The following is a 21325-nucleotide window of genomic DNA, read 5'->3' as shown; positions in this document are numbered from 1 at the left end:
GTTCTAGAAAGATCGCGGCTGTATACAGACATCGGCCGGCTTTGGCCAGTGGGGTGGCGGAGAAAACGCGACCGCGTTGCCCGGATCCGGTTGGTTGGCCGATGGCGCCGGCCACGGGCGGATCAGGACTTGAGGACGCAGGCCGTGTAGGCGCCGGACTGGGCGGCCCGCCGCTCCACGATGCCGGCGATGCGGCGCTGCCGGTTGGTGGGCTTGGCGGGATTGCGGGCGATCGGGTTCGGCAGCGCGGCCGTCATCAGGGCCGCCTCGCGCCGGGTCAGCTTGGCGGCGCTCTTGCCGAAATAGGCCTGGGCGGCCGCCTCCGCGCCGTAGAGGTTGGGACCCCATTCGGCCACGTTCAGGTAGATCTCCATGGTGCGGCGCTTGGACCAGACCAGATCCGCGTAGATCGCCAGCGGCAGTTCCAGGCCCTTGCGGATATAGCTGCGCGAATTCCAGAGATAGAGGTTCTTCACCGTCTGCATGCTGATGGTGCTGGCCCCGCGCGCCGGGCCGTCCTCGTCGGCCGCCTCCAGCACCAGGCTGAGCGCCGTCCAGTCGACGCCACCGTGTTCGCAGAACCGGCCGTCCTCGCTCATGATCACCGAGCGGATCAGGTGGGGCGATATGGTCTCTATGGGCGTCCAGGTGCGCGTGTAGCCTTTGAGGGTCACCAGATCCCACAGCATGAGCGTGGAGACCGGACGCACGACCGCGTGGATGGGCGCCAGGACCAGCGGGATCGCCGCGAGGACGAGCAGCCCGACCAGGATGCGGCGGATCATGGCGCGGACCGACCACGCACGCGCGTCCGCGCCGGTGCGGCCGGAGCCTGCGTCGGTTTCGGATATCGCATCGCCGTCCTGGATCGTCATCATCGCTCCGCCCGCTCGCGGGCATCCTATACGAAGCGCGCCGCGCGTCGAACGTTCCAGATGGGCGCACCGGCGCGGGACCGTCGCCGATCCGTCAACCGGGGCGTTCGGCGTTCGCCGCGCAAAGCGTCACTTGCCTAACGAATGAGCAGCTTTCGCTCAATATTTGAAATGGCCAGCAAACAGGCAGCGTGAGACTCTGTTCGTGAGAGTTGCTTCCGGGCATCGCCCTTCCGGTGATCGCGCGGCGGTCCATCGGGACGGCGCTTCTCTTGACCTTTCCTCCCAAACTCAGGCCGGTTTGTCCGGCCTGTTTTTTTATGGGCCTGCCCGAACCTGTCCTTCGGCCTGTCCGAAGGCAGCGACGCCCGCGCATGACCCGGCGAGCCGGCCGGGTCCGGGCCACCCGAGCCTCCCCGCACGACCGTTCCGCCTCCCGATGCGTCCCGGATGGACCCATGCGGCGCGAGAGCACCGGTCGGTCTCGCCACACCGTCGGCATGAACGGACGTGTCGCATGGCCATTTCGTCGCGTTCGTGCTTGGCTTCTCCGTCCCGCAGCAGGTCGACGAACAAGAACCGCGCGCGGGGTAGGGGAGGGATCACCCGGGGGATGGGGATCGGGGGCATCGGGGAGCACGCGTGAGGCGTGCCGCCTTGCGTCCGCGATCCTGTCACGGAGTGTCCTTCACGTGGGAACGGCCCGGCCGAAAGCCGGGCTTCGACGGACCGTTCGGCCGCCTTGCGCCGCCGGAGGAGGGCCTGCCGCCGTGAGTAGCGTGACAAGCGAACGTTTCAACCGACGCACCGACCCGGAGATACCCGGCCTCGACCGGATCGACCGGAAGATCCTCTCCGCCCTCCAGATGGACGGGCGAATCACCAACCTGGAACTCGCCGACAAGGTGGGGCTCTCGCCGACGGCCACCGCCGAACGGGTGAAACGCCTGACCCGGGACGGTTACATCCAGGGCTACACGGCGCGGCTGGACCCCGGGAAGCTGCAGCGGGGGCTGCTCGTCTTCGTGGAGATCAAGCTCGACCGGATGAACCCTGAGGTGTTCTCCCAGTTCGCGGCGGCCGTGGCGCGGGCGCCGGAGGTGCTGGAGTGCCACCTGATCGCGGGCAGCTTCGACTATCTGGTCAAGGCGCGCGTGAAGGACATGGAGGCCTACAGGGCCTTCCTGGCCGACGTGCTGATGGCGCTGCCGGGGGTGCGCGAGACTCACACCTATCCGGTGATGGAAGAGGTGAAGCACTCCACCGCCCTGCCGCTGTGACGACACCGCCGCGCCCGGGATCAGAGACGCCGGGCGCGGATTTCCAGCAGCCGGTGGATCCAGGCGCGCAGGCGGTGCGCGCGCGCCGGGCGCTGGGCGGGGTTCGGGTCCGGCTGGCGGAAGAGCCTCACGCGCATGGTGGTCTCCCTGTCGCCTGGGTTGTCGCCTCGGGTGTCGCGGGCGGCGGAGGACGGAGGGGCGGGCGAACGGTCCGCCGCCCGGTCCGCCCGGGGTGTCCGCTTCAGACCGCCGCCGCCGCGAAGGCGAGGCCCGCCACCGAGAGGCCGGCGCCGAGAAGGCGGCCGGGCGTGCCCAGCATCAGCCGGCGGCCCGCCACAACGCCGACGCCGTGGAGCGCGCCGGTGGCCAGCACGAAACCCGCCGCGTAGGCAAGGCCGCTCGCGGTCTCGGGCACCTCGGCGCCGTGAGCGGCGCCGTGCGCGAGGCCGGCCGCCGCCGCAAGGACGACGGCGGCGCCCGTCGGCAGGCCGGCGCCAAAAGCCATCACCAGCCCGAAGGCCACCAGCGACAGGGCGATCGCCACCTCCACCAGGGGAAGCGCCTGGCCGGCCATGGCGACCGCCGCGCCGCCCACCATGGCGGCCACGAAGGCGGCCGGCAGGGCAGCCATGGCCCGTCCGCCGGCACGGGCGGCGATCAGGCCGACGGCCACCATGGCGAGCAGGTGGTCTGCGCCGAGGATCGGATGGGTGAGGCCGGCCGCGAAGCCGTGCACGTGGTCGGCGCCGCTGTGGGCGAGGGCCCCGGTCGGCAGGAGCGCGAGGACGGCGACGGGGACGGCGAGCGAGAGAGAACGAAGCATCTTCGGGTCCTTGGACGTGAGGCGTGGTGGACGGGGGCCGGTCGACGGCAGGGTCGCGACCGGCGAGGACGAGGATCGACGCTGGACATGCAAGATGCCTGCCGGACGGCGAGCCGAGCGCCGGCGCGGACGCGAGCTTCGGCGCGGAGGTCTCGCCGGACGACCGGTACGCCCGCGCTTGACGGCCCGCGCGGGTTCGGGCAGGGCTGCGGCCGACATGAGGGAGCCGCGCGGGACCATGCAGCACACCGGGTTCGAACAGCGTCTTGCGTCGGTGGCGGCGGCCGTGGAGGCGCGGCTCCAGGCCGTGCTCGCCGACGCGCCGCGGCCGGGGGAGACGGAGCGGCCGGGCCGGCTGACCGCCGCCATGCGGCACGCGGTGCTGGCCGGCGGCAAGCGGCTGAGGCCTTTCCTGGTGGTGGAGACGGCGCGCCTGTTCGGCGCGGGCGAGGAGATCGACGCCCTCGGGGCGGCGGCGGCGCTCGAATGCGTGCACTGCTATTCGCTCGTCCACGACGACCTGCCGTCCATGGACGACGACGATCTCCGCCGCGGCCAGCCGACGGTGCACAAGGCCTTCGACGAGGCGACGGCCATCCTGGCGGGCGACGCGCTTCTCACGCTGGCGTTCGACCTGATGGCCGACGACGCGGTGCACCCGGACCCGGGCGTGCGGCTCGCCCTCGTGCGCGACCTCGCCCGGGCGGCGGGCCTCGGCGGCATGGTGGGCGGCCAGATGCTGGATCTCGCCGCCGAGGGCCGGTTCGCCGGCGGCGCGCCGCTCGCCCTCGACGCGGACGCGGTGAAGCGCCTGCAGGCCTTGAAGACGGGCGCGCTGATCCGCTTCGCCTGCGAGGCGGGCGCGCGGCTCGCCGGCGCCGGCGCGGACGACCGGGCCCGGATGGTCCGCTACGGCGAGATCCTGGGGCTCGCCTTCCAGCTCGCCGACGACCTGCTGGACGTCATCGGCGACGCCGCGACGGTCGGCAAGGCGACCGCCAAGGACGCCGCCGCCGGCAAGGGCACGCTGGTGTCGCTGATGGGCGTGGACGCCGCCCGCGGCACCCTTCAGAGCCTGGTGACGGAGGCGGGCATGCTGCTCGAACCCTACGGGCCGGCCGCAGAGGTGCTGACGGCGACGGCGGCCTTCGTGGCGACGCGGCGACGCTGAACGCCGGCCGCGGCGCGAGCGCGGACGGATGTCGGGGGCGCCCCGCTCGACGTCGGGCCCGCCTCAGCCGACCTTCTCGACGGACACCGGATGGAGCGCCCGTCCGGTCGTCTCGAAGGCGGTGATGTTGCCGATCGTCGTCTCGGCGATGGCGGTCAGCGCCTCGTGGGTGAGGAAGGCCTGGTGGCCAGTGATGAGGACGTTCGGAAAGGTCAGCAGGCGGGCGAACAGGTCGTCGCCGATGTAGCGGTTGGAGAGGTCCTCGAAAAAGAAGTCGCCCTCCTCCTCGTAGACGTCGAGGGCGACGGCCCCGATCATGCCGGACTTCAGCCCCTTCAGGACGGCGGCCGTGTCCACCACCGCGCCGCGGCTGGTGTTGACCAGCATGACGCCGCGCTTCATGGCGGCGATCGCCTCGGCGTCGATCAGGTGGTGGGTGTCCGGCGTCAGCGGGCAGTGGAGCGTGATGACGTCGCTCTCCCGGCAGAGGGTGGGAAAGTCCACGTAGGCGACGCCCGCCGCCTCGCAGGCCGGGTCGCGACGGGCGTCGTAGGCGATCACCCGGCAGCCGAAGCCCTTCAGGATGCCGGCGACGAGGGCGCCGATCTTGCCGGTGCCGACCACGCCCGCGGTCTTGCCGTGGAGGTCGAAGCCGATCAGGCCGTCGAGAGCGAAATTGCCCTCGCGGACGCGGTTGTAGGCGCGGTGGATGCGCCGGTTGAGGGTGAGCATCAGGGCGATGGTGTGCTCGGCGACCGCATGGGGCGAATAGGCCGGCACCCGCGCGACCGTCAGGCCGAGCGCCTTGGCGGCGGCGAGGTCCACGTTGTTGAAGCCCGCACAGCGGAGCGCGATCAGGCTGACGCCGCCGTCGTTGAGGCGCTCCAGGACGGGGGCGTCCAGCCGGTCGTTGACGAAGACGCAGACGGCCGCGTGGCCCTTTGCAAGCAGCGCCGTTTCCGGGGAGAGATGCGGCTCCAGGAACAGGAGGCCGTGGCGGCCGTCCGCGTTCGCGGCCTCCAGATAGCGCCGGTCGTAGGGCTTGGTGTTGAAGACGGCGACGTCCATGGCCGACCCCTTGTCCGACCGCCGGTCAGGCGGCGGTCTCGCTCTCCGGCGCCGGGGCGACGGGCGCGCCCCGCCCGTAGCGCTTCTCGATATAGTCGAGCACCAGCTCCTGGAAGTCCTCGGCGATGCGCGGACCGCGCAACGTGACGGCCTTCCGGCCGTCGATGAAGACGGGCGCGGCCGGAGCCTCGCCGGTGCCCGGCAGCGAGATGCCGATGTCGGCGTGCTTGGATTCGCCCGGCCCGTTCACCACGCAGCCCATGACGGCCACCTTGAGGCCTTCGACGCCCGGATAGGTTTCGCGCCAGACCGGCATGGACTCGCGGATCTGGTCCTGGATGGTCTTGGCGAGCTCCTGGAACACCGTGGACGTGGTGCGCCCGCAGCCCGGACAGGCGGCGACCACCGGCACGAAGGCGCGGAAGCCCATCACCTGCAGGAGTTCCTGGGCGACCTGCACCTCCCGGGTGCGGTCGCCGTTCGGCTCCGGCGTCAGCGAGACCCGGATGGTGTCGCCGATGCCCTGCTGGAGGAGGATGCTCATGGCGGCGGACGACGCCACGATGCCCTTGGTGCCCATGCCGGCCTCGGTGAGGCCGAGGTGGAGGGCGTGGTTGGAGCGTTTGGCGAGCTCCACGTAGACGGCGATCAGGTCCTGCACCTGGCTGACCTTTGCCGACAGGATAATCTTCTCGCGCGGCAGGCCGATCTCCTCGGCCCGCTCGGCGGACAGGATGGCGGACTGGACGATCGCCTCGCGCATCACGTCCTGGGCCGAGAGGGGGAAGCCGTTCGCCTGGTTCTCGTCCATCAGGTGGGTGAGGAGGTCCTGGTCGAGCGAGCCCCAGTTGACGCCGATGCGCACCGGCTTGTTCCAGCGGGCGGCGGTTTCAATGATGTCGCCGAACTGCTTGTCCTTCTTGTCCTTGAAGCCGACGTTGCCCGGGTTGATCCGATACTTGGCGAGCGCCTCCGCGCAGGCCGGGTGGTCGGCGAGGAGCTTGTGGCCGATGTAGTGGAAGTCGCCGATGAGCGGCACGTCGAGGCCGAGGCGCTCCAGCCGTTCCCGGATCTTAGGGACGGCGGCGGCGCTCTCGTCGCGGTCGACCGTGATGCGCACCAATTCGGAGCCCGCCCGGGCGAGGGCGGCCACCTGGGCGACCGTGCCGTCCACGTCGGCGGTGTCGGTGTTGGTCATCGACTGGACGACGATGGGCGCCGATCCGCCGACGAGGACGGAGCCGACTCGCACGGGCACGGACGCCCGGCGCGGCTGGGGCGCGGTGAAATCGGTCATTCAGTCGTCTCCGAAGGTGAGGGCGGGTTCGGCCGCGCCGGTCCGCGCTGTCGCGCCGACGGCCCGGCAGGCGCCGCAGACGCCGCGCACTTCCAGGACGGCGGAGGCCGGCCGGAAGCCGGCCGCGTCCGCCATGCGGTCGAGGAGGGCGCCGAGGCCGGCGTCCTCCGCCTCCGCGGCTACGCCGCAGGCCTCGCACAGAAGGAAGACGAGGGCCGGGTTGCCGGGCTCCTCGCCGTGGTCGTGGCTGCAGGCCAGGAAGGCGTTGCGGCTTTCGATACGGTGCACGAAGCCGTTGGCGACCAGGAAGTCGAGCGCCCGGTAGACCGAGATCGGGCTCGGCCGCCGGGTCCGGTCGGCGATGCGGTCGATGATCTCGTAGGCGGACATGGGCACATGGCGGGCGAGGAGCACGTCCAGCACCTGCCGGCGCTGGGCCGTCAGCCGCAGTCCGCGCGTCTCGCAGCGCTTCTCGGCGCGGCTGAGGGCGTCGTGCCGGCAGATCTGGTGGTCGTGACCGTGGTCGTGACCGTCGTCTTGGTCGTCGTGGCCGTGCACGGCGAGAGCCTCGCGGGTTGTCCTCGCCCCTCATATAGCCACCTCGCCCCCGGGGCGGAAGGGCGGTTCGGTCCGGCCGCCGTCGCGGGCGGCGATCACCAGATCGGGAACCGGTGGGGCTGGCGTTCAGGGTGCGCCGCGCCATAGTCTTGTGCGACTGCGGCAAAGGTTCGATCGGAGGACCGTCATGTTCAAGGGAAAAGCGGCGGTGGTCACCGGATCCACGTCCGGAATCGGCCTGTCGATCGCCACGGCCTTCGCCCGCCAGGGCGCGGACGTGGTGCTCAACGGTCTCGGCGATCCCGCCGAGATCGAGCGCGTGCGGGCCGGACTGGAGGCCGAGACGGGCGTGCGGGTGCTCCATTCGGCCGCCGACATGACGAAGCCGGCGGAGATCGCCGACCTGATCGCGCTCGCCGACCGGACGTTCGGCCGGCTCGACATCCTGGTCAACAACGCGGGCGTCCAGCACGTGGCCCCCGTGGAGGACTTCCCGGCCGAGAAGTGGGACCAGATCATCGCGATCAATCTCACGTCGGCCTTCCACACCATCCGGGCGGCGGTGCCGATCATGAAGCGGCAGGGCTCCGGCCGGATCATCAACACGGCGTCCGCCCACGCGCTGGTGGCGTCGCCCTACAAGTCGGCCTATGTGGCGGCCAAGCACGGCATCGCGGGCCTCACCAAGACCGTGGCGCTGGAACTCGCCACCCATGGCATCACGGTCAACGCGATCGCGCCCGCCTACGTGTGGACGCCGCTCGTGGAGAAGCAGATCCCCGACACCATGAAGGCCCGCGGCCTGACGGAAGAGCAGGTGAGGCGCGACGTTCTCCTCGCCGCCCAGCCCACCAAGGAGTTCGTGACCGTGGACGAGGTGGCGGCGCTCGCGGTCTATCTGGCCACCGACGCGGCCCGCTCCATCACCGGGGCGACGCTGCCGATCGACGGCGGCTGGACCGCCCAATGAGCGTGCTCCAGACCGTCCGGCGGCTGGCCGCATGAGCCCCGGCCGCAAGATCGTCAACCTCGCCCTCCAGGGCGGCGGCGCCCACGGGGCCTTCACCTGGGGCGTGCTCGACGCGCTCCTGGAGGACGAGCGCATCGGCTTCGAGGCGATCTCCGGGGCGAGCGCCGGCGCCATGAACGCGGTGGTGCTGGCGGCCGGATATGCGACGGGCGGCACCGAGGGGGCGCGCCTCGCGCTCGACCGGTTCTGGCGCGGGATCAGCCTGGAGGGCCGGGTGGCGGGGCCGCGGACCACGCTTCTGGAGACCTGGTTCGGCGCCTGGCACATGCCGTTCAAGACGCCGAAGCTGCCCTTCCTGGACCTGTTCGCCCAGATGGCGAGCCCCTACGACTTCAATCCGCTCAACGTGAACCCGCTGAAGGACCTGATCGCCGAACAGGTGGACTTCGAGGCGCTGAAAGGCTGCCGCGACCTGAAGATCTTCATCTCGGCCACCACCGTGACCAGCGGCAAGATCAAGGTCTTCACCAACCGGGACCTGTCGCCGGACGCCGTGATGGCGTCCGCCTGCCTGCCCATGCTGTTCCATGCGGTGGAGATCGACGGCGAGCACTACTGGGACGGCGGCTACATGGGCAACCCCCCGCTCTTCCCCTTCTTCGGCGAGACCCGCACCGGCGACATCCTGCTCGTCCAGATCAACCCCATCGTCCGGCCGGAGGTGCCGCGCACCGCCAAGGACATCCTGGAGCGGGTGAACGAGATCACGTTCAACGGCTCGCTGCTGCGCGAACTGCGCGCCATCGACTTCGTGAACCGCATGAACGCGGAAGGGCGCCTGGACCCGACGCTCTACCAGACCAACCGGGTGCACCGGATCGACGGGGCCGAAGACCTCGCCGCCTATTCGGGGTCCACGCGCCTGGACACGTCGTTCGCCTTCTTCGAGGATCTGAAGGCGATCGGCCGGGACGCGGCGCACCGGTTCCTCGACGACCACTTCGACGACATCGGGGTGCGCGGGACGCTGGACCTGCGCGGCGCCTTCGCGTGACATCCAGGCCTTCAGGCGATCATGCCCTCCCATCCTGACGAGACGAGACCAGCGACCATGGCGGACGACAAGCGGGTGATCCTGATCACGGGGGCCTCGTCGGGGATCGGCTACGCGTCCGCGCGCGACATGGCGGCGCGGGGCTGGCGGGTCTACGCGACCGTGCGGACGGACGCGGACGCCGAGCGGGTGGGCGCCCTTTCCGGCGTGACGGCGCTGACCCTGGACTACACGAAGCCTGACACGATCGCCGCGACGGCGGACCGGGTGCTGGACGAGACCGGCGGGCGGATCGACGCCCTCTTCAACAACGGCGCCTACGGCCAGCCCGGCGCCGTGGAGGACCTGACGCCGGACGTGCTCCGGGCGCAGTTCGAGGCGAACGTGTTCGGCTGGCACGACCTCACCTGCCGGGTGCTGCCGGCCATGCGGGCGCGCCGGTTCGGGCGGATCGTCCAGTGTTCGTCCATCCTCGGCTTCATGGCGATGAAATACCGGGGCGCCTACATCGCCTCCAAGCACGCCCTGGAGGGCCTCAGCGACACGATGCGGCTGGAGCTTTCCGGCACGGGCGTCGACGTGGTGTCGATCCAGCCCGGCCCGATCGCGACCAATTTCGTGGCCGCCTCCATGCGCCGGTTCCATGAGACCATCGCGATCGAGACCTCGCCGCACAGGGAGGTCTACAAGCGCCGGCTGGCCCGGATGGAGCGGGGCGGAGCGTCGCGCTTCAAGCTGCCGCCCGAGTCGGTGGTCGCGTGCCTGATCGAGGCGTGCGAGAGCCGGTCGCCGCGGCCGGTCTACCGGGTGACCACGCCGACGAAGACGCTCGCGATCGTCAAGCGGGTGCTGCCGACGCGGGTCTGGAACCGGTTCCTGGAGAAGGCCTCGGACGCTGAGCAATGACCGCGAGGAACGCCGGAGCGCGGGCCACTTGCCTGTGACAAAGACATCTTTCGGCGAATCACACGCTTCACAGGCCTGACACAGACGCTATACATTATCCCGACCACGTCTCTAAGGTTCACCCCGGATTCGGTCGAGGAGAGCGTGAGGTGACGATTGCCGTCTCGCCGGACGCGCATCCGGCGCTGGTTCTCAATGCGGACTACCGTCCGCTGAGTTACTATCCCCTGTCGCTCTGGTCGTGGCAGGACGCCATCAAGGCTGTCTTCCTGGATCGGGTCAACATCGTATCCGAATACGATCTCGTTGTCCGAAGTCCGAGCTTCGAGTTCCGATTACCCTCCGTCGTCTCCCTCAAGACTTTCGTCAAGCCGTCCCGACACCCTGCCTTCACACGCTTCAACGTCTTCCTGCGCGATCGTTTCAGCTGCCAATATTGCGGCTCCCGGGAAGACCTGACGTTCGACCACCTGGTGCCGCGATCCAAGGGCGGCCAGACCACCTGGGAGAACGTCGTCACCGCCTGCTCCCCCTGCAATCTGAAAAAGGCGAACAAGACGGTCGGCGAGGCCGGCATGGTGCTGCACATGCACCCGTTCGCCCCGTCCGTGCAGGACCTGCACAACAACGGCCGGCTCTTCCCGCCGAACTTCCTCCACGACAGCTGGCTCGACTTCCTCTACTGGGACACCGAGCTCGACCCCTGATCGCCGGGCCCCGGCGCGGACCCCCCTCGCCGACACGAGCGTCTTCGCCGACACGAGCGCCGATCCGACGACCGCCTGCGGCGATGCGCCCGTCAGGACGCCCGGTCCACCAGCGCGGGGTCCGCCGGAATGCGCTCGGCCGCCATGGGCCGGCCGAAGTAGTAGCCCTGGAGCTCGTGGCAGCCGGCCTCGGCCAGAAGCGCGGCCTCGGCCGCGGTCTCGATGCCCTCCGCCGCCACCCGGATGCCGAGGGCGTTCGCGAGCGCGATGGAGGCGAGCACCAGCTTCTGGGTCGCCTTGTCGGCCGTCATTCCGTTCACCAGGCTGCGGTCGATCTTGACCTTGTCGAAGGCGAAGCGCCGCAGATAGCCGATGGACGAGAACCCGGTGCCGAAGTCGTCGAGCGCCACGCTGACGCCGAGCCGGCGCACCGCGGCCAGCATCTCCTGCGCCCGGTCCGGGTGGGCGATCAGGAAGGTCTCGGTGATCTCGATCTCCAGGCGGGTGCCGGACAGGCCGGTCTCCGCCAGGACGCGCTCCACCAGCACCTCGAAGTTCGGGTTGCGGAACTGGGCCGGCGACACGTTCACCGACACGCGCAGCGACGGCCACTGGCGCGCGTCGCGGCAGGCCCGCCGGAGCACCCAGGCGCCGAGCTCCTCGATGATGCCCATCTCCTCGGCGATCGGGATGAAGTCCGACGGCGGCACGGCGCCGAAACCGGGGCGGGTCCAGCGCACCAGCGCCTCCACGCCGACCAGCCGGCCCGTGGCCGCGTCCACGAGCGGCTGGTAGGCGACGGCGAGGTCGTCCTGCCGGAGGCTCGCCAGGAGGGCCGACGCGACGGCGGCCCGTTCGGCGCGCTGGTCGTCGAGTTCGGGGCGATAGATCACCGCCTGCTGCTTGCCGCGCTCCTTGGCGGCGTACATGGCCACGTCCGCGCGCCGGACCAGTTCGACCGCCGACATGGTCTCCTCGTCAGCGACCGCGATGCCGATGGAGGCGCCGACCGCCACCGCCCGGCCGCCGATGTCGAGCGGGTGCTCCAGGGTCGCGATCATGCGCTCCGCCGAAAGGGAGGCCCGCCGGCCCGCCTCGAACCCGGTGGTCACCACGGCGAACTCGTCGCCGCCGATCCGGGCGAGGAAGCCGCCGCCGCCGAGGGTGGCGCGGAAGGCCGCCGCGACCACGCGCAGGAGCGTGTCGCCGGTCTCGTGGCCGTAGGTGTCGTTGGTCTCCTTGAAGCCGTCGAGGTCGACGAAGATGACGCTCACCGCCTCCGCGTCGGTCGCCGCGAGCGCCTCGTCCAGGTGGCGCTGGAAGGCGGCCCGGTTGGCGAGGCCGGTCAACGGATCGTGGAGCGAGGCGTGCAGGGCGTCCTCCTCGCCCCGGTAGACGGATTTGAGGTTGCGCCACGAGGTCCAGACGAGCACCGCCATGACGCCGCCGAGGAGCGCCAGCACGCCGAGCGCCGGCGGCACGGCGTTGGCATAGGCCTCGTCGCCGGGGCTGCGGTCCGTCCAGGCGAGACTGGCGATCGGCCGGTCGTCCACGTCCGTGATCGGGATGAACGGGCCGCGGGCGGGCTGGCCGTCGGACAGGGAGAGATCGGCGAGGCTGAGGATGCGGCCGTACTCGCCCACCCGCTCCGCCGTCAGGGTGAGCCCCAGCACCAGGATGCGGCTCTGGCCGGCGGGAATTTCGACCAGATCCGAATAGGGCACCACCTGCCCCGCCGCCACAGCCATCGGGCCCCAGGGGGACGGCAGGAAGGCGACCGTGGCGGCGGATCGGCCGCCAGGCGACGCGCCGTCGGTCACGCGTTTCAGACCGGGGCCGAGATAGGTTTCCGCCGGGCCGGGGAGCCTCTCCCCGCCGTGGAAGGCGCTGACGGTCCGGCCCGCCTCGTCGATCAGGAAGGCGGTGTCGAAGACCTTGCCCACCGCGGTGGAGTCCTGCAGGTTCTCGCGCACGAAAGTCGGGTCGGGAATGCCGTAGAGATTGCGGACGGTGTCGTCCCAGATGGCATAGTCCGCATGGCCGGCGGTGATCCGCGACAGCACCATTTCGAGGGCCGTGCGGGCGTCCCGGACGGCGTGCCCGCGGTCGATCGCGTTCACCTCGTCGGCCATGCGGCCGAGACCCAGGAAGACCACGACCGCCGTCGCCGCCAGCGTGAGCAGGGCCGGCAGCGCCACGCCGAGGACGAACTCGGCCTTACGACGATCCTGCGACTTCGCCTGCCCCATCCCCTGCCTCCGCGACGGCCGTTCTAGCAGGTGCGACTTAACGGAAACGAACCGGCGCGTGCGGACAGGCGACGTCCGACCCGGCGGGGGTTGCGGCCGCCGCGCGCGGACCCTAAGGGGAAGAAACCCGATCCTCCATCCGGACGCAACCGCCCGCCATGATCCCGACCCGCCGCCGAGCCACCGCCATCGGCCTCACCGCCGTCGTCATGTGGTCGCTGCTCGGCGTCTTCACGGCCGCCTCCGGCGACGTGCCGCCGTTCCTCCTGAACGGGCTCTGCTTCGGCCTGTCCGGGCTCGCGGCGACGCTTTGGCTCGTGGCGTCCGGGCGCACGCTCGCGTCGCTGCGTCAGCCGCCGGGCGTGTGGCTGGTGGGCACCGGCGGGCTGTTCGGCTTCCACGCGCTCTACTTCACGGCGCTGCGCCACGCGCCGCCGGTGGAGGCCAACCTCATCAACTACCTCTGGCCGCTCCTGATCGTGCTCTTCTCCGGTCTCCTGCCGGGCGAGCGGTTGCGGGCGCACCATGTCGCGGGCGTCGGGCTCGGCTTCGTCGGCGCCGCCCTCCTGATCGGACGCGGCGGCGGCCTGTCGCTCTCCTCCGCCCACGCGCTCGGCTACGGGGCGGCCGTCGCCTCGGCGCTCACCTGGTCGATCTACTCGGTGGTGTCGCGCCGGATGGCGTCGGTGCCGACGGAGGCGGTCGCGGGCTTCTGCCTCGCGACGGCGGCGCTCTCCTTCGTGGCCCACGCGCTGTTCGAGGAGACCGTGCTGCCGGCCGGTCCGCTGCAGTGGACCATGGTGGGCCTCCTGGCGGCGCTGCCGGTGGGGGCGGCCTTCTTCGTGTGGGACCATGGGGTGAAGCGGGGCGACATCCAGGTGCTCGGGGCGGCCGCCTATGCGGCGCCGGTGCTCTCCACGCTGACGCTGGTGGCGGCCGGCTACGGCACGCTCGACCGGGTCACCGGCCTTGCGTGCCTGCTCGTCACCGGCGGGGCGCTTCTCGCCGCCAAGGATCTCTTCGCCGGCCGCAAGCCCGAGCCGTCCGCGGCCTGATCAGCCGCGGGCCGGCCGCGGCGTCGGCCGCCAGTCGGGCGGAGCGAGCTCGAAGCCTTCGAAGCGGAAGCCGGGCGCGACCGTGCAGCCGACGAGCGTCCAGGCGCCGAGGCTCTCCGCCGTCTGCCAATGGTGCGCCGGCACCACCGCCTGCGGGCGCTGGCCCGTCAGCACGTCCGGGCCGAGCCGGATCGACGAGGCGTCGTGGCCGTTCGGCGAGATGGTGAGGGCGAGCGGCGCGCCCGCGTGCCAGTGCCAGACCTCCACGGCGTCGACCCGGTGCCAGGCGGACACGTCGCCGGCGCCGAGAAGGAAGTAGATGGCGGTGGAGCGGGACCGGCCGTCCGCGTCCGTGGCGGGATCGCGGAAGGTTTCCACGTACCAGCCGCCTTCCGTATGGGGCTGCATGCCGAGGGCGCGGACGATGTCCTTGGCGGTGGCGGTCATGCGGCGTCCTTGCGGCGGCGGAGGGCGGCGAACACGGCGGCCGGATCGCCCGGGGGAAGGCCGACGACGGCGGCGAGCGCCGGGTCGTCCGCCCGGAGGAACGGGTTGGCGGCCAGCTCCGCCGCGATCGTGGTCGGCAGGGTGGGGCGGCCTGCGGCGCGAAGCGCCTCCACCTCGGCCGCGCGGGCCCTCAGCGCCTCGTTGGCCGGGTCCACCGACAGGGCGAAGCGGGCGTTGGAGGCGGTATACTCGTGGCCGCAGTAGACGACCGTCTCCTGCGGCAGGGCGCGCAGGCGGTCGAGCGATCCCCACATGGCCTCCAGCGTGCCCTCGAACACGCGGCCGCAGCCGAGCGAGAACAGGGTGTCGCCGGTGAACGCGACCCCGGCGGTCGGCAGGTGGTAGGCCACATGGCCGAGGGTATGGCCGGGCGTCGCGATCACCTGGACCGGCCAGGGACCGGCATCGAACCGGTCGCCGTCGGCCACCGTGCGGTCGAGGCCGTCGATCCGCGACGCCTCGGCGGCGGGGCCGATCACGGTGGCTCCGGACCGCGCCTTCAGGGCTTTGAGGCCGCCCACGTGATCGCCATGATGATGGGTGATCAGGATGTGGGTCAGGGTCCAGCCGCGCCGGTCGAGGGCCGCCGCGATCGGCGCCTCCTCGGGGGCGTCCACCAGCAGGGTGGCGCCGCTCGCCGGATCGTGGAGAAGCACGGCGTAGTTGTCGGCGAGGCACGGGATCAGATCGACGTCCGGGGGCATGCGAAATCCTTGCGGGTGGTCGGCGGCAACGCGGCCTTCACGTCTTCCCGGCCACCATAGACGAGGTCGCGGCGGTTCGGCAGCCGCCCCGGCGGCGCGGCCGGCCGGGCGAGGCTGGCACGCCGCGCGGGCGCGTGGGAACATGGCGCGGGAGCGGAAGGCGGCAAGCCCGCCTCCGTCCGGCGCCGGGGACAGGTGGTCAATGTATCTCGACGTGGTCGATCTCCGCGACTTCTACACCCAGGACCTCGGGTTCACGGTGCGGGAGATCCTCATCCAGAGGATCGCCGAGCGCTGGCCGACCGTGACCGGCGAGCGCATTCTGGGGCTCGGCTACGCGACGCCCTATCTCGGCGCGTTCCGGCCGCAGGCGGAGCGGGTGCTCGCCTTCATGCCGGCCACCCAAGGGGTGGTGAACTGGCCGGCGGACGGGCCGTCCACCTCGGCGCTCGTCATCGAGGACATGCTGCCCCTGCCGGACGCGGCGGTGGACCGGGTGCTGCTCGTGCATGCCCTGGAGATGGCGGGGGACCCGCGCGAACTCCTGCGCGAACTCTGGCGCGTGCTCGCCCCCGGCGGCCGGCTGATCGCCGTGGTGCCGAACCGGCGCGGCCTCTGGGCGCGGGTCGACACCTCGCCGTTCGGCTACGGCCGGCCGTTCTCGCGCGGGCAGCTGACCCAGCTCTTGAGGGAAAGCCTGTTCTCGCCGATCGGCTGGGGCGAGGCGCTGCACATGATGCCGCTGAACCGACGCCGCTTCCGCCGCTCGGCCAACACCTGGGAGCAGATCGGCCGCCGTCTCTGGCCGGCCTTCGCCGGGGTGATCGTCGTGGAGGCGACCAAGCAGCTCTACCAGGGCCTGCCGGTGACCCGCCGGGCGGTGCGCGCGCCGGCGTTCCGGCCGGCGCTCATCCCGACGCCCGCCGGCGCGGGCATCTCGCCTGCCGTGCCGGCCCCGCCCGAGGGCTGACGACCGCCCGCCGCGTCCGGCCCGTCAGGGCTTGGAGAGCAGGAAGACGCCCTGGGCGCCGATCAGGTTCCACACCCACCAGGGGGCGTTGAACGGCAGCTTGTTGCCGTTGCCGTCGAGGGCGATCGCCCTCTCCACCGTGGCGCCGATCTCGTCGCACAGGGCGACGAAGTCCCGGATGGTGCAGAAGTGGATGTTGGGCGTGTCGTACCAGGTGTAGGGCAGGCGCTTCGATACCGGCATGCGCCCGCCGAGCAGGAGGCGAAGGCGCACGTCGAAATGACCGAAATTCGGAAAGGACACGATCACCTTGCGGCCGATCCGCAGGAGGTTCTCCAGAACGACCTTCGGGTTCCGCGTGGCCTGGATGGTCTGGCTCAGGATCACGTAGTCGAAGGCCCGGTCCGGATACTGGTCGAGGTCCCGGTCGGCGTCGCCCTGGATGACGGCGAGGCCGCGGGCGACGCCCTTGTTGACGCCCGCCTGGGACAGCTCGATGCCGCGGCCGTCCACCTGGCGCACGGTCTCCAGGAGCGCCAGGAGGTCGCCGTCGCCGCAGCCGACGTCGAGCACGCGGCTTTTCGGGTCCACCAGGTCGGCGATCAGATCGAAATCGACGCGCACGTCGGGATTGGGCAGGCTCAGGTCGGCCATCGGCTCACTCTCCCGCCGGCGGCGGCGCCGGCCCGTCGATGCCGCGCGCCCGGGCGGCGCCGGTGAGGAAGCCGCGCACGATCCGGTACTGTTCCGGGATGTCCAGGAGGAAGCTGTCGTGGCCGCGGTCGCTGTCGATCTCCACGAAGGAGACCGACGCGCCGGCGCCGTTGAGCGCATGGACGACGGCCCGCGATTCGGCGGTCGGGAACAGCCAGTCGGACGTGAAGGAGATCAGGCAGAAGCGCGTCCGGGTTCCCTTGAAGACGCGCGACAGCGAACCGTCCGACCGGGCGGTCAGGTCGAAGTAGTCCATCGCGCGCGTCACGTAGAGATAGGAGTTGGCGTCGAACCGGTCCACGAAGGTCATGCCCTGGTGGCGCAGGTAGCTCTCGATCTGGAAGTCGGCGTCGAAGCCGAACGTCAGGTGCTCCCGGTCCTGCAGGTTGCGGCCGAACTTGGCGTGCAGCGACCGGTCCGACATGTAGGTGATGTGGGCCGCCATGCGGGCGACCGCGAGCCCCTTCTTCGGGTTGCGACCCTGGTCCAGGTAGCGCCCGCCCGCCCAGTCCGGATCGGCCATCACGGCCTGGCGGCCGACCTCGTGGAAGGCGATGTTCTGGGACGAGTGCCGGTAGCTCGCCGCGATGGCGACCGCCGAGAACACGCGCTCCGGGTAGGAGGCGGCCCATTCCAGCACCTGCATGCCGCCCATGGACCCGCCGACCACGGCGAACAGCGTTTCGATGCCGAAGTGATCGACCAGGCGGGCCTGGGCGTTCACCATGTCGGCGATGGTCACGACCGGCAGGTCCAGCCCGTAGGCGCGGCCGGTGGCCGGGTTGGTGGAGGCCGGGCCGGTGGTGCCCATGCAGCCGCCGAGCACGTTGGCGCAGATGACGAAGAAGCGGTCGGTGTCGATCGGCCGGCCCGGGCCCACCATCAGCGTCCACCAGCCGGGCTTGCCGGTCACCGGGTGGTCGTTGGCCACGTGCTGGTCGCCGGTGAGGGCGTGGCAGATCAGGATGGCGTTCGACTTGCCTGCGTTGAGCGTGCCGTAGGTCTGGTAGGCGATCTGCCAGGGGCCGATCGCGGCGCCGGACTGGAGCGCCAGCGGCGCGTCGGCCGGACAGGACAGCACCGGGCTGGAGGGGTGGTCCGCTTCGGAACGCTTCAGGGCGTTCTGCGCGTCCGGATCGAGGGCGTCGATGGCTGTCATGGGGGACTTTCGGAGAAACCCGTTCGAAGGCCGCTAGCTAGGGATCCGGACGGGGCGCTGTCAAGCGCGCGGGCTCGGGGGTCCGCCTACCTGCCGGCATCCCCGCCCGCGCCGACCGCGCGCCGGTGCGGGCGGGGCGGCGCGGCCGCCGGCCGGGGTCGCCGCGCGAGGTCGCCGCAGCGGGGCGGGCCGCCCGGCTTTTCCTTTGCCTTCGCGGTGTTCGACGCCTATGAATAGCGCCGCCGCGCCGGGCCGGCCCTTGCCGGCCGACCCTTTCCGACCCTGCTTGAAACAGACCCGCCATGGCCCTCGACGATCCTGCCCCGCCGCGCGACCTTGCCGACCTGAGGGCGCGCATCGACGCGATCGACGCGGAGATGCACGGCCTCCTGATCCGCCGCAGCGAGATCATCGACCAGCTGATCAGCGTGAAGCGCATCGCCGAGACCGGCGCCGCCTTCCGGCCGGCCCGGGAGGCCGCCATGATGCACGCGCTGGTCGATCGCCACCGCGGCCACCTGCCGCTCGTGACGGTGGAACACGTGTGGCGGGAGATCATCTCCACCTTCACCTGGCTGCAGGCGCCCTACACGGTCCATGTGGCGACCGGCGACGCGGCCGAGACGCGGGACGTCGCCCGCTTCTACTTCGGCTTCACCGTGCCGTTCGAGACGGTGGACCAGCCGGTGGACGCGGTGGCGGCGGTCGCGCGGTCCACCTCGGACCTCGCCGTCGTCCGGCTCGGCGAGGCGGCCGAGCCCTGGTGGCTGGATCTGTCCGCCGAGGACGCCCGCCCGCGGGTGATCGGCCGGCTGCCCTTCATCGGGGTCGTGCCGCGCCCGGTGGCGACGCCGGCGGTGGTGGTCTCCATGCCGCTGAAGGATCCGGTGTCGCCGGAGGTGCACGTTTTCGCGGGCCGCGGCCCGGCGGACGCGGCCTCCCACGCGTCGCTCGCCGACCTGAGGGCCGAAGTGCTGGCCTGGCACGCCCCGTGGGGTAACCACACGGGCGCGGTCGGCGCCGAGCTCGTCATCGCCGTTCCGGCGGACGGCCGGGAGCCGTCGGCGGTCGCGGCGGGCCTCGTGGAGGCGGCCCGCGACCGGTGCGGCGTCATCCTGGCGGAGCTCCGGCCAATCGGCGGCTATGCGGCGCCGATCGCCTATCCGGCCCCCTGACGGCCCTTTCCCGCTCCTTTTTCGTCTTCGTCCCCCTTCGCCGAGCCCGACCCATGTCCGACACGATTGTTCGCCCCGTCCCGCGCGCCAGCCTGATGCAGATCGACGCCTACGTGCCGGGCCGCTCCAAGGCGGCGCCGGGCGTGAAGCTCCACAAGCTGTCGTCGAACGAGACGCCGCTCGGTCCCTCGCCGAAGGCCATCGAGGCGTTCGGCCAGGAGGCGGGCAGCCTGGAGCGCTATCCGGACGGTTCGGCGACGGCGCTGCGGCAGGCGATCGCCGAGGCCCACGGCCTCAATCCGGACCGCATCCTCTGCGGCAACGGCTCGGACGAACTCCTGCATCTCCTGGCGTCGGCCTACCTGGGGCCGGGGGACGAGGGGCTCTACACGGAGCACGGCTTCCTCGTCTACAAGATCGCCATCCTGGCCGCCGGCGCGACGCCGGTGATCGCCCCGGAGACCGACCTGACCACCGACGTGGACGCGCTTCTCGCCCACGTCACCGAGCGGACCAGGGTCGTGTTCCTCGCCAACCCGAACAATCCGACCGGCACCTACCTGCCGATCCAGGAGGTGCGGCGCCTGCACGCGGCCTTGCCGAAGTCCACGCTCCTGGTGCTCGACGCGGCCTATGCGGAATATGTGCGGCGGAACGACTACGAGAGCGGGATCGAGCTCGTCTCCTCGTTCGACAACGTCGTGATGACGCGCACCTTCTCCAAGGTGCACGGCCTCGCGGCGCTGCGCATCGGCTGGCTCTACGGGCCGGAGCACGTGGTGGACGTGATCAACCGCATCCGCGGGCCGTTCAACATGTCCTCGCCGGCGATCGCCGCCGGGGCGGCGGCCGTGCGGGACAAGGCCTTCGTGGACGCGGCCGTGCGGCACAACGAGACCTGGCTCGCCTTCGTGAGCGAGGAGGTCGGCAAGCTCGGCCTCAAGGTCACCCCGTCGGTCGGCAACTTCGTCCTCATTCACTTCCCCGAGACGGCGGGCCGCACCGCCGCCGAGGCGGACGACTTCCTGGTCTCGCGCGGCGTGGTGCTGCGCCGGGTCGCGGCCTACGGGCTGCCGAACGCGCTTCGCATGTCGATCGGCGACGAGGAGGCCAACCGCGCCACCGTGGCGGCGCTCCGCGATTTCCTGGGGGCGGCATGACGGATCCTCTGTTCGGCCGGATCGCCATCATCGGCATCGGCCTCATCGGCTCGTCCATCGCCCGCGCCGTCAGGGCCCGGGGGCTCGCCGGCCACATCGCCATCGCGGACCGCTCGCCGGACCACCTGGAGCGGGCGGAGGCCCTCGGCCTCGGCGACAGCCTGCACGCGGGCGCCGACGCGGCGGTCGTCGGGGCCGATCTGGTCATCTCGTGCGTCCCCGTGGGCGCGTCGGAGGAGGTCGCCAAGCTGATCAGCCGCGACCTGAAGCCGGGCGCCATCGTGTCCGACGTGGGCTCGGTCAAGGGCTCGGTGATCCGGCAGATGCAGCCGCACCTGCCGGCGCATGTCCACCTGGTGCCGGCCCATCCGGTGGCCGGCACGGAATTTTCCGGCCCGGACGCCGGCTTCGCGGAGCTGTTCGAGAACCGCTGGTGCATCCTGACGCCGCTGGAGGACAGCGACCCGGCGGCCGTGGAGGCGCTGAGCCGGTTCTGGCGGGCGCTCGGCTCCAACGTGGAGACCATGACGGCGGACCACCACGACCTGGTGCTCGCCATCACGAGCCACGTGCCGCACCTCATCGCCTACAACATCGTCGGCACGGCGGCGGACCTGGAGACCGTGACCCAGTCGGAGGTGATGAAGTTCTCCGCCGGCGGCTTCCGCGACTTCACCCGCATCGCGGCGTCCGACCCGACCATGTGGCGCGACGTCTTCCTCCACAACAAGGAGGCGGTGATCGAGGTGCTGGGCCGATTCACGGAGGACCTGATCGCTCTCCAACGCCAGATCCGCTGGGGCGAGGCGGACCGGCTCTACGAGCTCTTCTCCCGCACACGGGCGATCCGCCGGGGCATCATCGGCCTCGGCCAGGAGACGCCGGCGCCGGACTTCGGCCGGCGGACGGACAAGACCGGCTGA

Annotated in this window: 21 protein-coding genes; 11 read left to right on the top strand and 10 right to left on the bottom strand. The window is 71.3% G+C overall.

Annotation, left to right across the window (positions count from 1 at the left end; all coding sequences use genetic code 11):
• Positions 1-122 precede the first annotated feature (122 nt).
• The gene (gene mtgA, locus HND91_RS00845; protein ID WP_425485411.1) at positions 123-875 is read right to left on the bottom strand and encodes a monofunctional biosynthetic peptidoglycan transglycosylase; all 753 of its coding nucleotides are present in this window, start codon (positions 873-875) and stop codon (positions 123-125) included.
• 818 nt (positions 876-1693) lie between these two features.
• On the opposite strand from mtgA, the gene HND91_RS22510 reads away from it, so the two are divergent.
• The gene (locus HND91_RS22510) at positions 1694-2155 is read left to right on the top strand and encodes an Lrp/AsnC ligand binding domain-containing protein (RefSeq protein WP_343057062.1); all 462 of its coding nucleotides are present in this window, start codon (positions 1694-1696) and stop codon (positions 2153-2155) included.
• A gap of 241 nt (positions 2156-2396) precedes the next feature.
• Here HND91_RS22510 and HND91_RS00835 read toward each other — a convergent pair whose 3' ends face one another.
• Positions 2397-2978: a HupE/UreJ family protein gene (locus tag HND91_RS00835; RefSeq protein WP_181704623.1), complete on the bottom strand. Its 582-nt coding sequence runs from the start codon at positions 2976-2978 to the stop codon at positions 2397-2399.
• Between the two features lie 238 nt (positions 2979-3216).
• Between HND91_RS00835 and HND91_RS00830 the strand changes: the two genes are divergently transcribed.
• Complete coding sequence (locus HND91_RS00830; protein WP_181704622.1) at positions 3217-4149, top strand: polyprenyl synthetase family protein; 933 nt, start codon at positions 3217-3219, stop codon at positions 4147-4149.
• Between the two features lie 63 nt (positions 4150-4212).
• Here the strand turns inward: HND91_RS00830 and HND91_RS00825 are convergent, their stop codons facing one another.
• The 3 genes from HND91_RS00825 to HND91_RS00815 are packed head-to-tail and all read right to left on the bottom strand — an operon-like array spanning position 4213 to position 7072.
• Positions 4213-5217, bottom strand: a complete 1005-nt coding sequence (locus HND91_RS00825; protein ID WP_181704621.1) for a 2-hydroxyacid dehydrogenase — start codon at positions 5215-5217, stop codon at positions 4213-4215.
• 25 nt (positions 5218-5242) lie between these two features.
• A complete protein-coding gene (gene ispG, locus HND91_RS00820) occupies positions 5243-6514 on the bottom strand; it encodes a flavodoxin-dependent (E)-4-hydroxy-3-methylbut-2-enyl-diphosphate synthase (protein WP_181704620.1) in 1272 nt (423 codons plus the stop codon).
• Entirely contained in the window at positions 6515-7072 is a 558-nt protein-coding gene (locus HND91_RS00815) for a transcriptional repressor (RefSeq protein WP_181704619.1), read from the bottom strand.
• 187 nt (positions 7073-7259) lie between these two features.
• Here HND91_RS00815 and HND91_RS00810 point away from each other — a divergent pair, with 187 nt between their 5' ends.
• The 4 genes from HND91_RS00810 (at position 7260) to HND91_RS00795 (ending at position 10709) form a co-directional block, all read left to right on the top strand.
• Positions 7260-8042, top strand: a complete 783-nt coding sequence (locus HND91_RS00810) for a 3-hydroxybutyrate dehydrogenase (protein WP_181704618.1) — start codon at positions 7260-7262, stop codon at positions 8040-8042.
• Positions 8043-8073: 31 nt separating this feature from the next.
• Positions 8074-9096 (top strand): patatin-like phospholipase family protein, encoded by a 1023-nt coding sequence (locus HND91_RS00805; RefSeq protein WP_181704617.1) that lies wholly within the window; start codon positions 8074-8076, stop codon positions 9094-9096.
• Positions 9097-9153: 57 nt separating this feature from the next.
• Positions 9154-10002 carry an SDR family NAD(P)-dependent oxidoreductase gene (locus HND91_RS00800; RefSeq protein WP_181704616.1) on the top strand — a complete coding sequence of 283 codons (849 nt, stop codon included), beginning with the start codon at positions 9154-9156 and terminating at the stop codon, positions 10000-10002.
• Positions 10003-10151: 149 nt separating this feature from the next.
• A complete protein-coding gene (locus HND91_RS00795) occupies positions 10152-10709 on the top strand; it encodes an HNH endonuclease (RefSeq protein WP_181704615.1) in 558 nt (185 codons plus the stop codon).
• Positions 10710-10801: 92 nt separating this feature from the next.
• Here the strand turns inward: HND91_RS00795 and HND91_RS00790 are convergent, their stop codons facing one another.
• Positions 10802-12958, bottom strand: coding sequence for a bifunctional diguanylate cyclase/phosphodiesterase (locus tag HND91_RS00790; protein WP_181704614.1), 2157 nt, complete (start codon positions 12956-12958; stop codon positions 10802-10804).
• Between the two features lie 158 nt (positions 12959-13116).
• Between HND91_RS00790 and yddG the strand changes: the two genes are divergently transcribed.
• Positions 13117-14013: an aromatic amino acid exporter YddG gene (yddG, locus tag HND91_RS00785; protein ID WP_181704613.1), complete on the top strand. Its 897-nt coding sequence runs from the start codon at positions 13117-13119 to the stop codon at positions 14011-14013.
• Here the strand turns inward: yddG and HND91_RS00780 are convergent, their stop codons facing one another.
• On the bottom strand, positions 14014-14460 hold the full coding sequence (locus tag HND91_RS00780) for a cupin domain-containing protein (protein WP_181704612.1): 447 nt from the start codon (positions 14458-14460) through the stop codon (positions 14014-14016). It lies immediately after the preceding gene.
• Positions 14457-15224, bottom strand: a complete 768-nt coding sequence (gloB, locus tag HND91_RS00775) for a hydroxyacylglutathione hydrolase (RefSeq protein WP_181704611.1) — start codon at positions 15222-15224, stop codon at positions 14457-14459. Before gloB ends, HND91_RS00780 begins: the two co-directional genes overlap by 4 nt.
• Before the next feature lie 202 nt (positions 15225-15426).
• On the opposite strand from gloB, the gene HND91_RS00770 reads away from it, so the two are divergent.
• The gene (locus tag HND91_RS00770; protein WP_181704610.1) at positions 15427-16194 is read left to right on the top strand and encodes a class I SAM-dependent methyltransferase; all 768 of its coding nucleotides are present in this window, start codon (positions 15427-15429) and stop codon (positions 16192-16194) included.
• A gap of 24 nt (positions 16195-16218) precedes the next feature.
• Here HND91_RS00770 and metW read toward each other — a convergent pair whose 3' ends face one another.
• Together metW and metX are read right to left on the bottom strand one after the other, a co-directional pair.
• Positions 16219-16848, bottom strand: a complete 630-nt coding sequence (gene metW, locus HND91_RS00765; RefSeq protein ID WP_181704609.1) for a methionine biosynthesis protein MetW — start codon at positions 16846-16848, stop codon at positions 16219-16221.
• Positions 16849-16852: 4 nt separating this feature from the next.
• Positions 16853-18067, bottom strand: a complete 1215-nt coding sequence (gene metX, locus HND91_RS00760; RefSeq protein WP_181704608.1) for a homoserine O-acetyltransferase MetX — start codon at positions 18065-18067, stop codon at positions 16853-16855.
• A gap of 302 nt (positions 18068-18369) precedes the next feature.
• On the opposite strand from metX, the gene HND91_RS00755 reads away from it, so the two are divergent.
• From HND91_RS00755 to HND91_RS00745, 3 genes are read left to right on the top strand one after another with little or no spacing between them, the layout of a single operon-like run.
• Positions 18370-19242: a chorismate mutase gene (locus HND91_RS00755; protein WP_181704607.1), complete on the top strand. Its 873-nt coding sequence runs from the start codon at positions 18370-18372 to the stop codon at positions 19240-19242.
• Positions 19243-19295: 53 nt separating this feature from the next.
• Positions 19296-20402, top strand: a complete 1107-nt coding sequence (hisC, locus tag HND91_RS00750; protein ID WP_181704606.1) for a histidinol-phosphate transaminase — start codon at positions 19296-19298, stop codon at positions 20400-20402.
• Positions 20399-21325 (top strand): prephenate/arogenate dehydrogenase family protein, encoded by a 927-nt coding sequence (locus tag HND91_RS00745; RefSeq protein ID WP_181704605.1) that lies wholly within the window; start codon positions 20399-20401, stop codon positions 21323-21325. The genes hisC and HND91_RS00745 overlap by 4 nt, the downstream gene beginning before the upstream one ends.

Source organism: Chthonobacter rhizosphaerae (assembly GCF_013839525.1).
In the GTDB taxonomy this organism is placed as follows: domain Bacteria; phylum Pseudomonadota; class Alphaproteobacteria; order Rhizobiales; family Pleomorphomonadaceae; genus Chthonobacter; species Chthonobacter rhizosphaerae.
Note: the sequence above shows the minus strand (reverse complement) of the source record. Positions and strands in the feature narration are given on the sequence as shown.

Bases quoted from the DNA above. Each gene is read 5' to 3' on its own strand.
- mtgA (WP_425485411.1), bottom strand. From the start codon at position 875: ATGACGATCCAGGACGGCGATGCGATATCCGAAACCGACGCAGGCTCC.
- HND91_RS00835 (WP_181704623.1), bottom strand. From the start codon at position 2,978: ATGCTTCGTTCTCTCTCGCTCGCCGTCCCCGTCGCCGTCCTCGCGCTC.
- HND91_RS00830 (WP_181704622.1), top strand. From the start codon at position 3,217: ATGCAGCACACCGGGTTCGAACAGCGTCTTGCGTCGGTGGCGGCGGCC.
- HND91_RS00825 (WP_181704621.1), bottom strand. From the start codon at position 5,217: ATGGACGTCGCCGTCTTCAACACCAAGCCCTACGACCGGCGCTATCTG.
- ispG (WP_181704620.1), bottom strand. From the start codon at position 6,514: ATGACCGATTTCACCGCGCCCCAGCCGCGCCGGGCGTCCGTGCCCGTG.
- HND91_RS00810 (WP_181704618.1), top strand. From the start codon at position 7,260: ATGTTCAAGGGAAAAGCGGCGGTGGTCACCGGATCCACGTCCGGAATC.
- HND91_RS00805 (WP_181704617.1), top strand. From the start codon at position 8,074: ATGAGCCCCGGCCGCAAGATCGTCAACCTCGCCCTCCAGGGCGGCGGC.
- HND91_RS00800 (WP_181704616.1), top strand. From the start codon at position 9,154: ATGGCGGACGACAAGCGGGTGATCCTGATCACGGGGGCCTCGTCGGGG.
- HND91_RS00790 (WP_181704614.1), bottom strand. From the start codon at position 12,958: ATGGGGCAGGCGAAGTCGCAGGATCGTCGTAAGGCCGAGTTCGTCCTC.
- yddG (WP_181704613.1), top strand. From the start codon at position 13,117: ATGATCCCGACCCGCCGCCGAGCCACCGCCATCGGCCTCACCGCCGTC.
- HND91_RS00780 (WP_181704612.1), bottom strand. From the start codon at position 14,460: ATGACCGCCACCGCCAAGGACATCGTCCGCGCCCTCGGCATGCAGCCC.
- gloB (WP_181704611.1), bottom strand. From the start codon at position 15,224: ATGCCCCCGGACGTCGATCTGATCCCGTGCCTCGCCGACAACTACGCC.
- HND91_RS00770 (WP_181704610.1), top strand. From the start codon at position 15,427: ATGTATCTCGACGTGGTCGATCTCCGCGACTTCTACACCCAGGACCTC.
- metW (WP_181704609.1), bottom strand. From the start codon at position 16,848: ATGGCCGACCTGAGCCTGCCCAATCCCGACGTGCGCGTCGATTTCGAT.
- metX (WP_181704608.1), bottom strand. From the start codon at position 18,067: ATGACAGCCATCGACGCCCTCGATCCGGACGCGCAGAACGCCCTGAAG.
- HND91_RS00755 (WP_181704607.1), top strand. From the start codon at position 18,370: ATGGCCCTCGACGATCCTGCCCCGCCGCGCGACCTTGCCGACCTGAGG.
- hisC (WP_181704606.1), top strand. From the start codon at position 19,296: ATGTCCGACACGATTGTTCGCCCCGTCCCGCGCGCCAGCCTGATGCAG.
- HND91_RS00745 (WP_181704605.1), top strand. From the start codon at position 20,399: ATGACGGATCCTCTGTTCGGCCGGATCGCCATCATCGGCATCGGCCTC.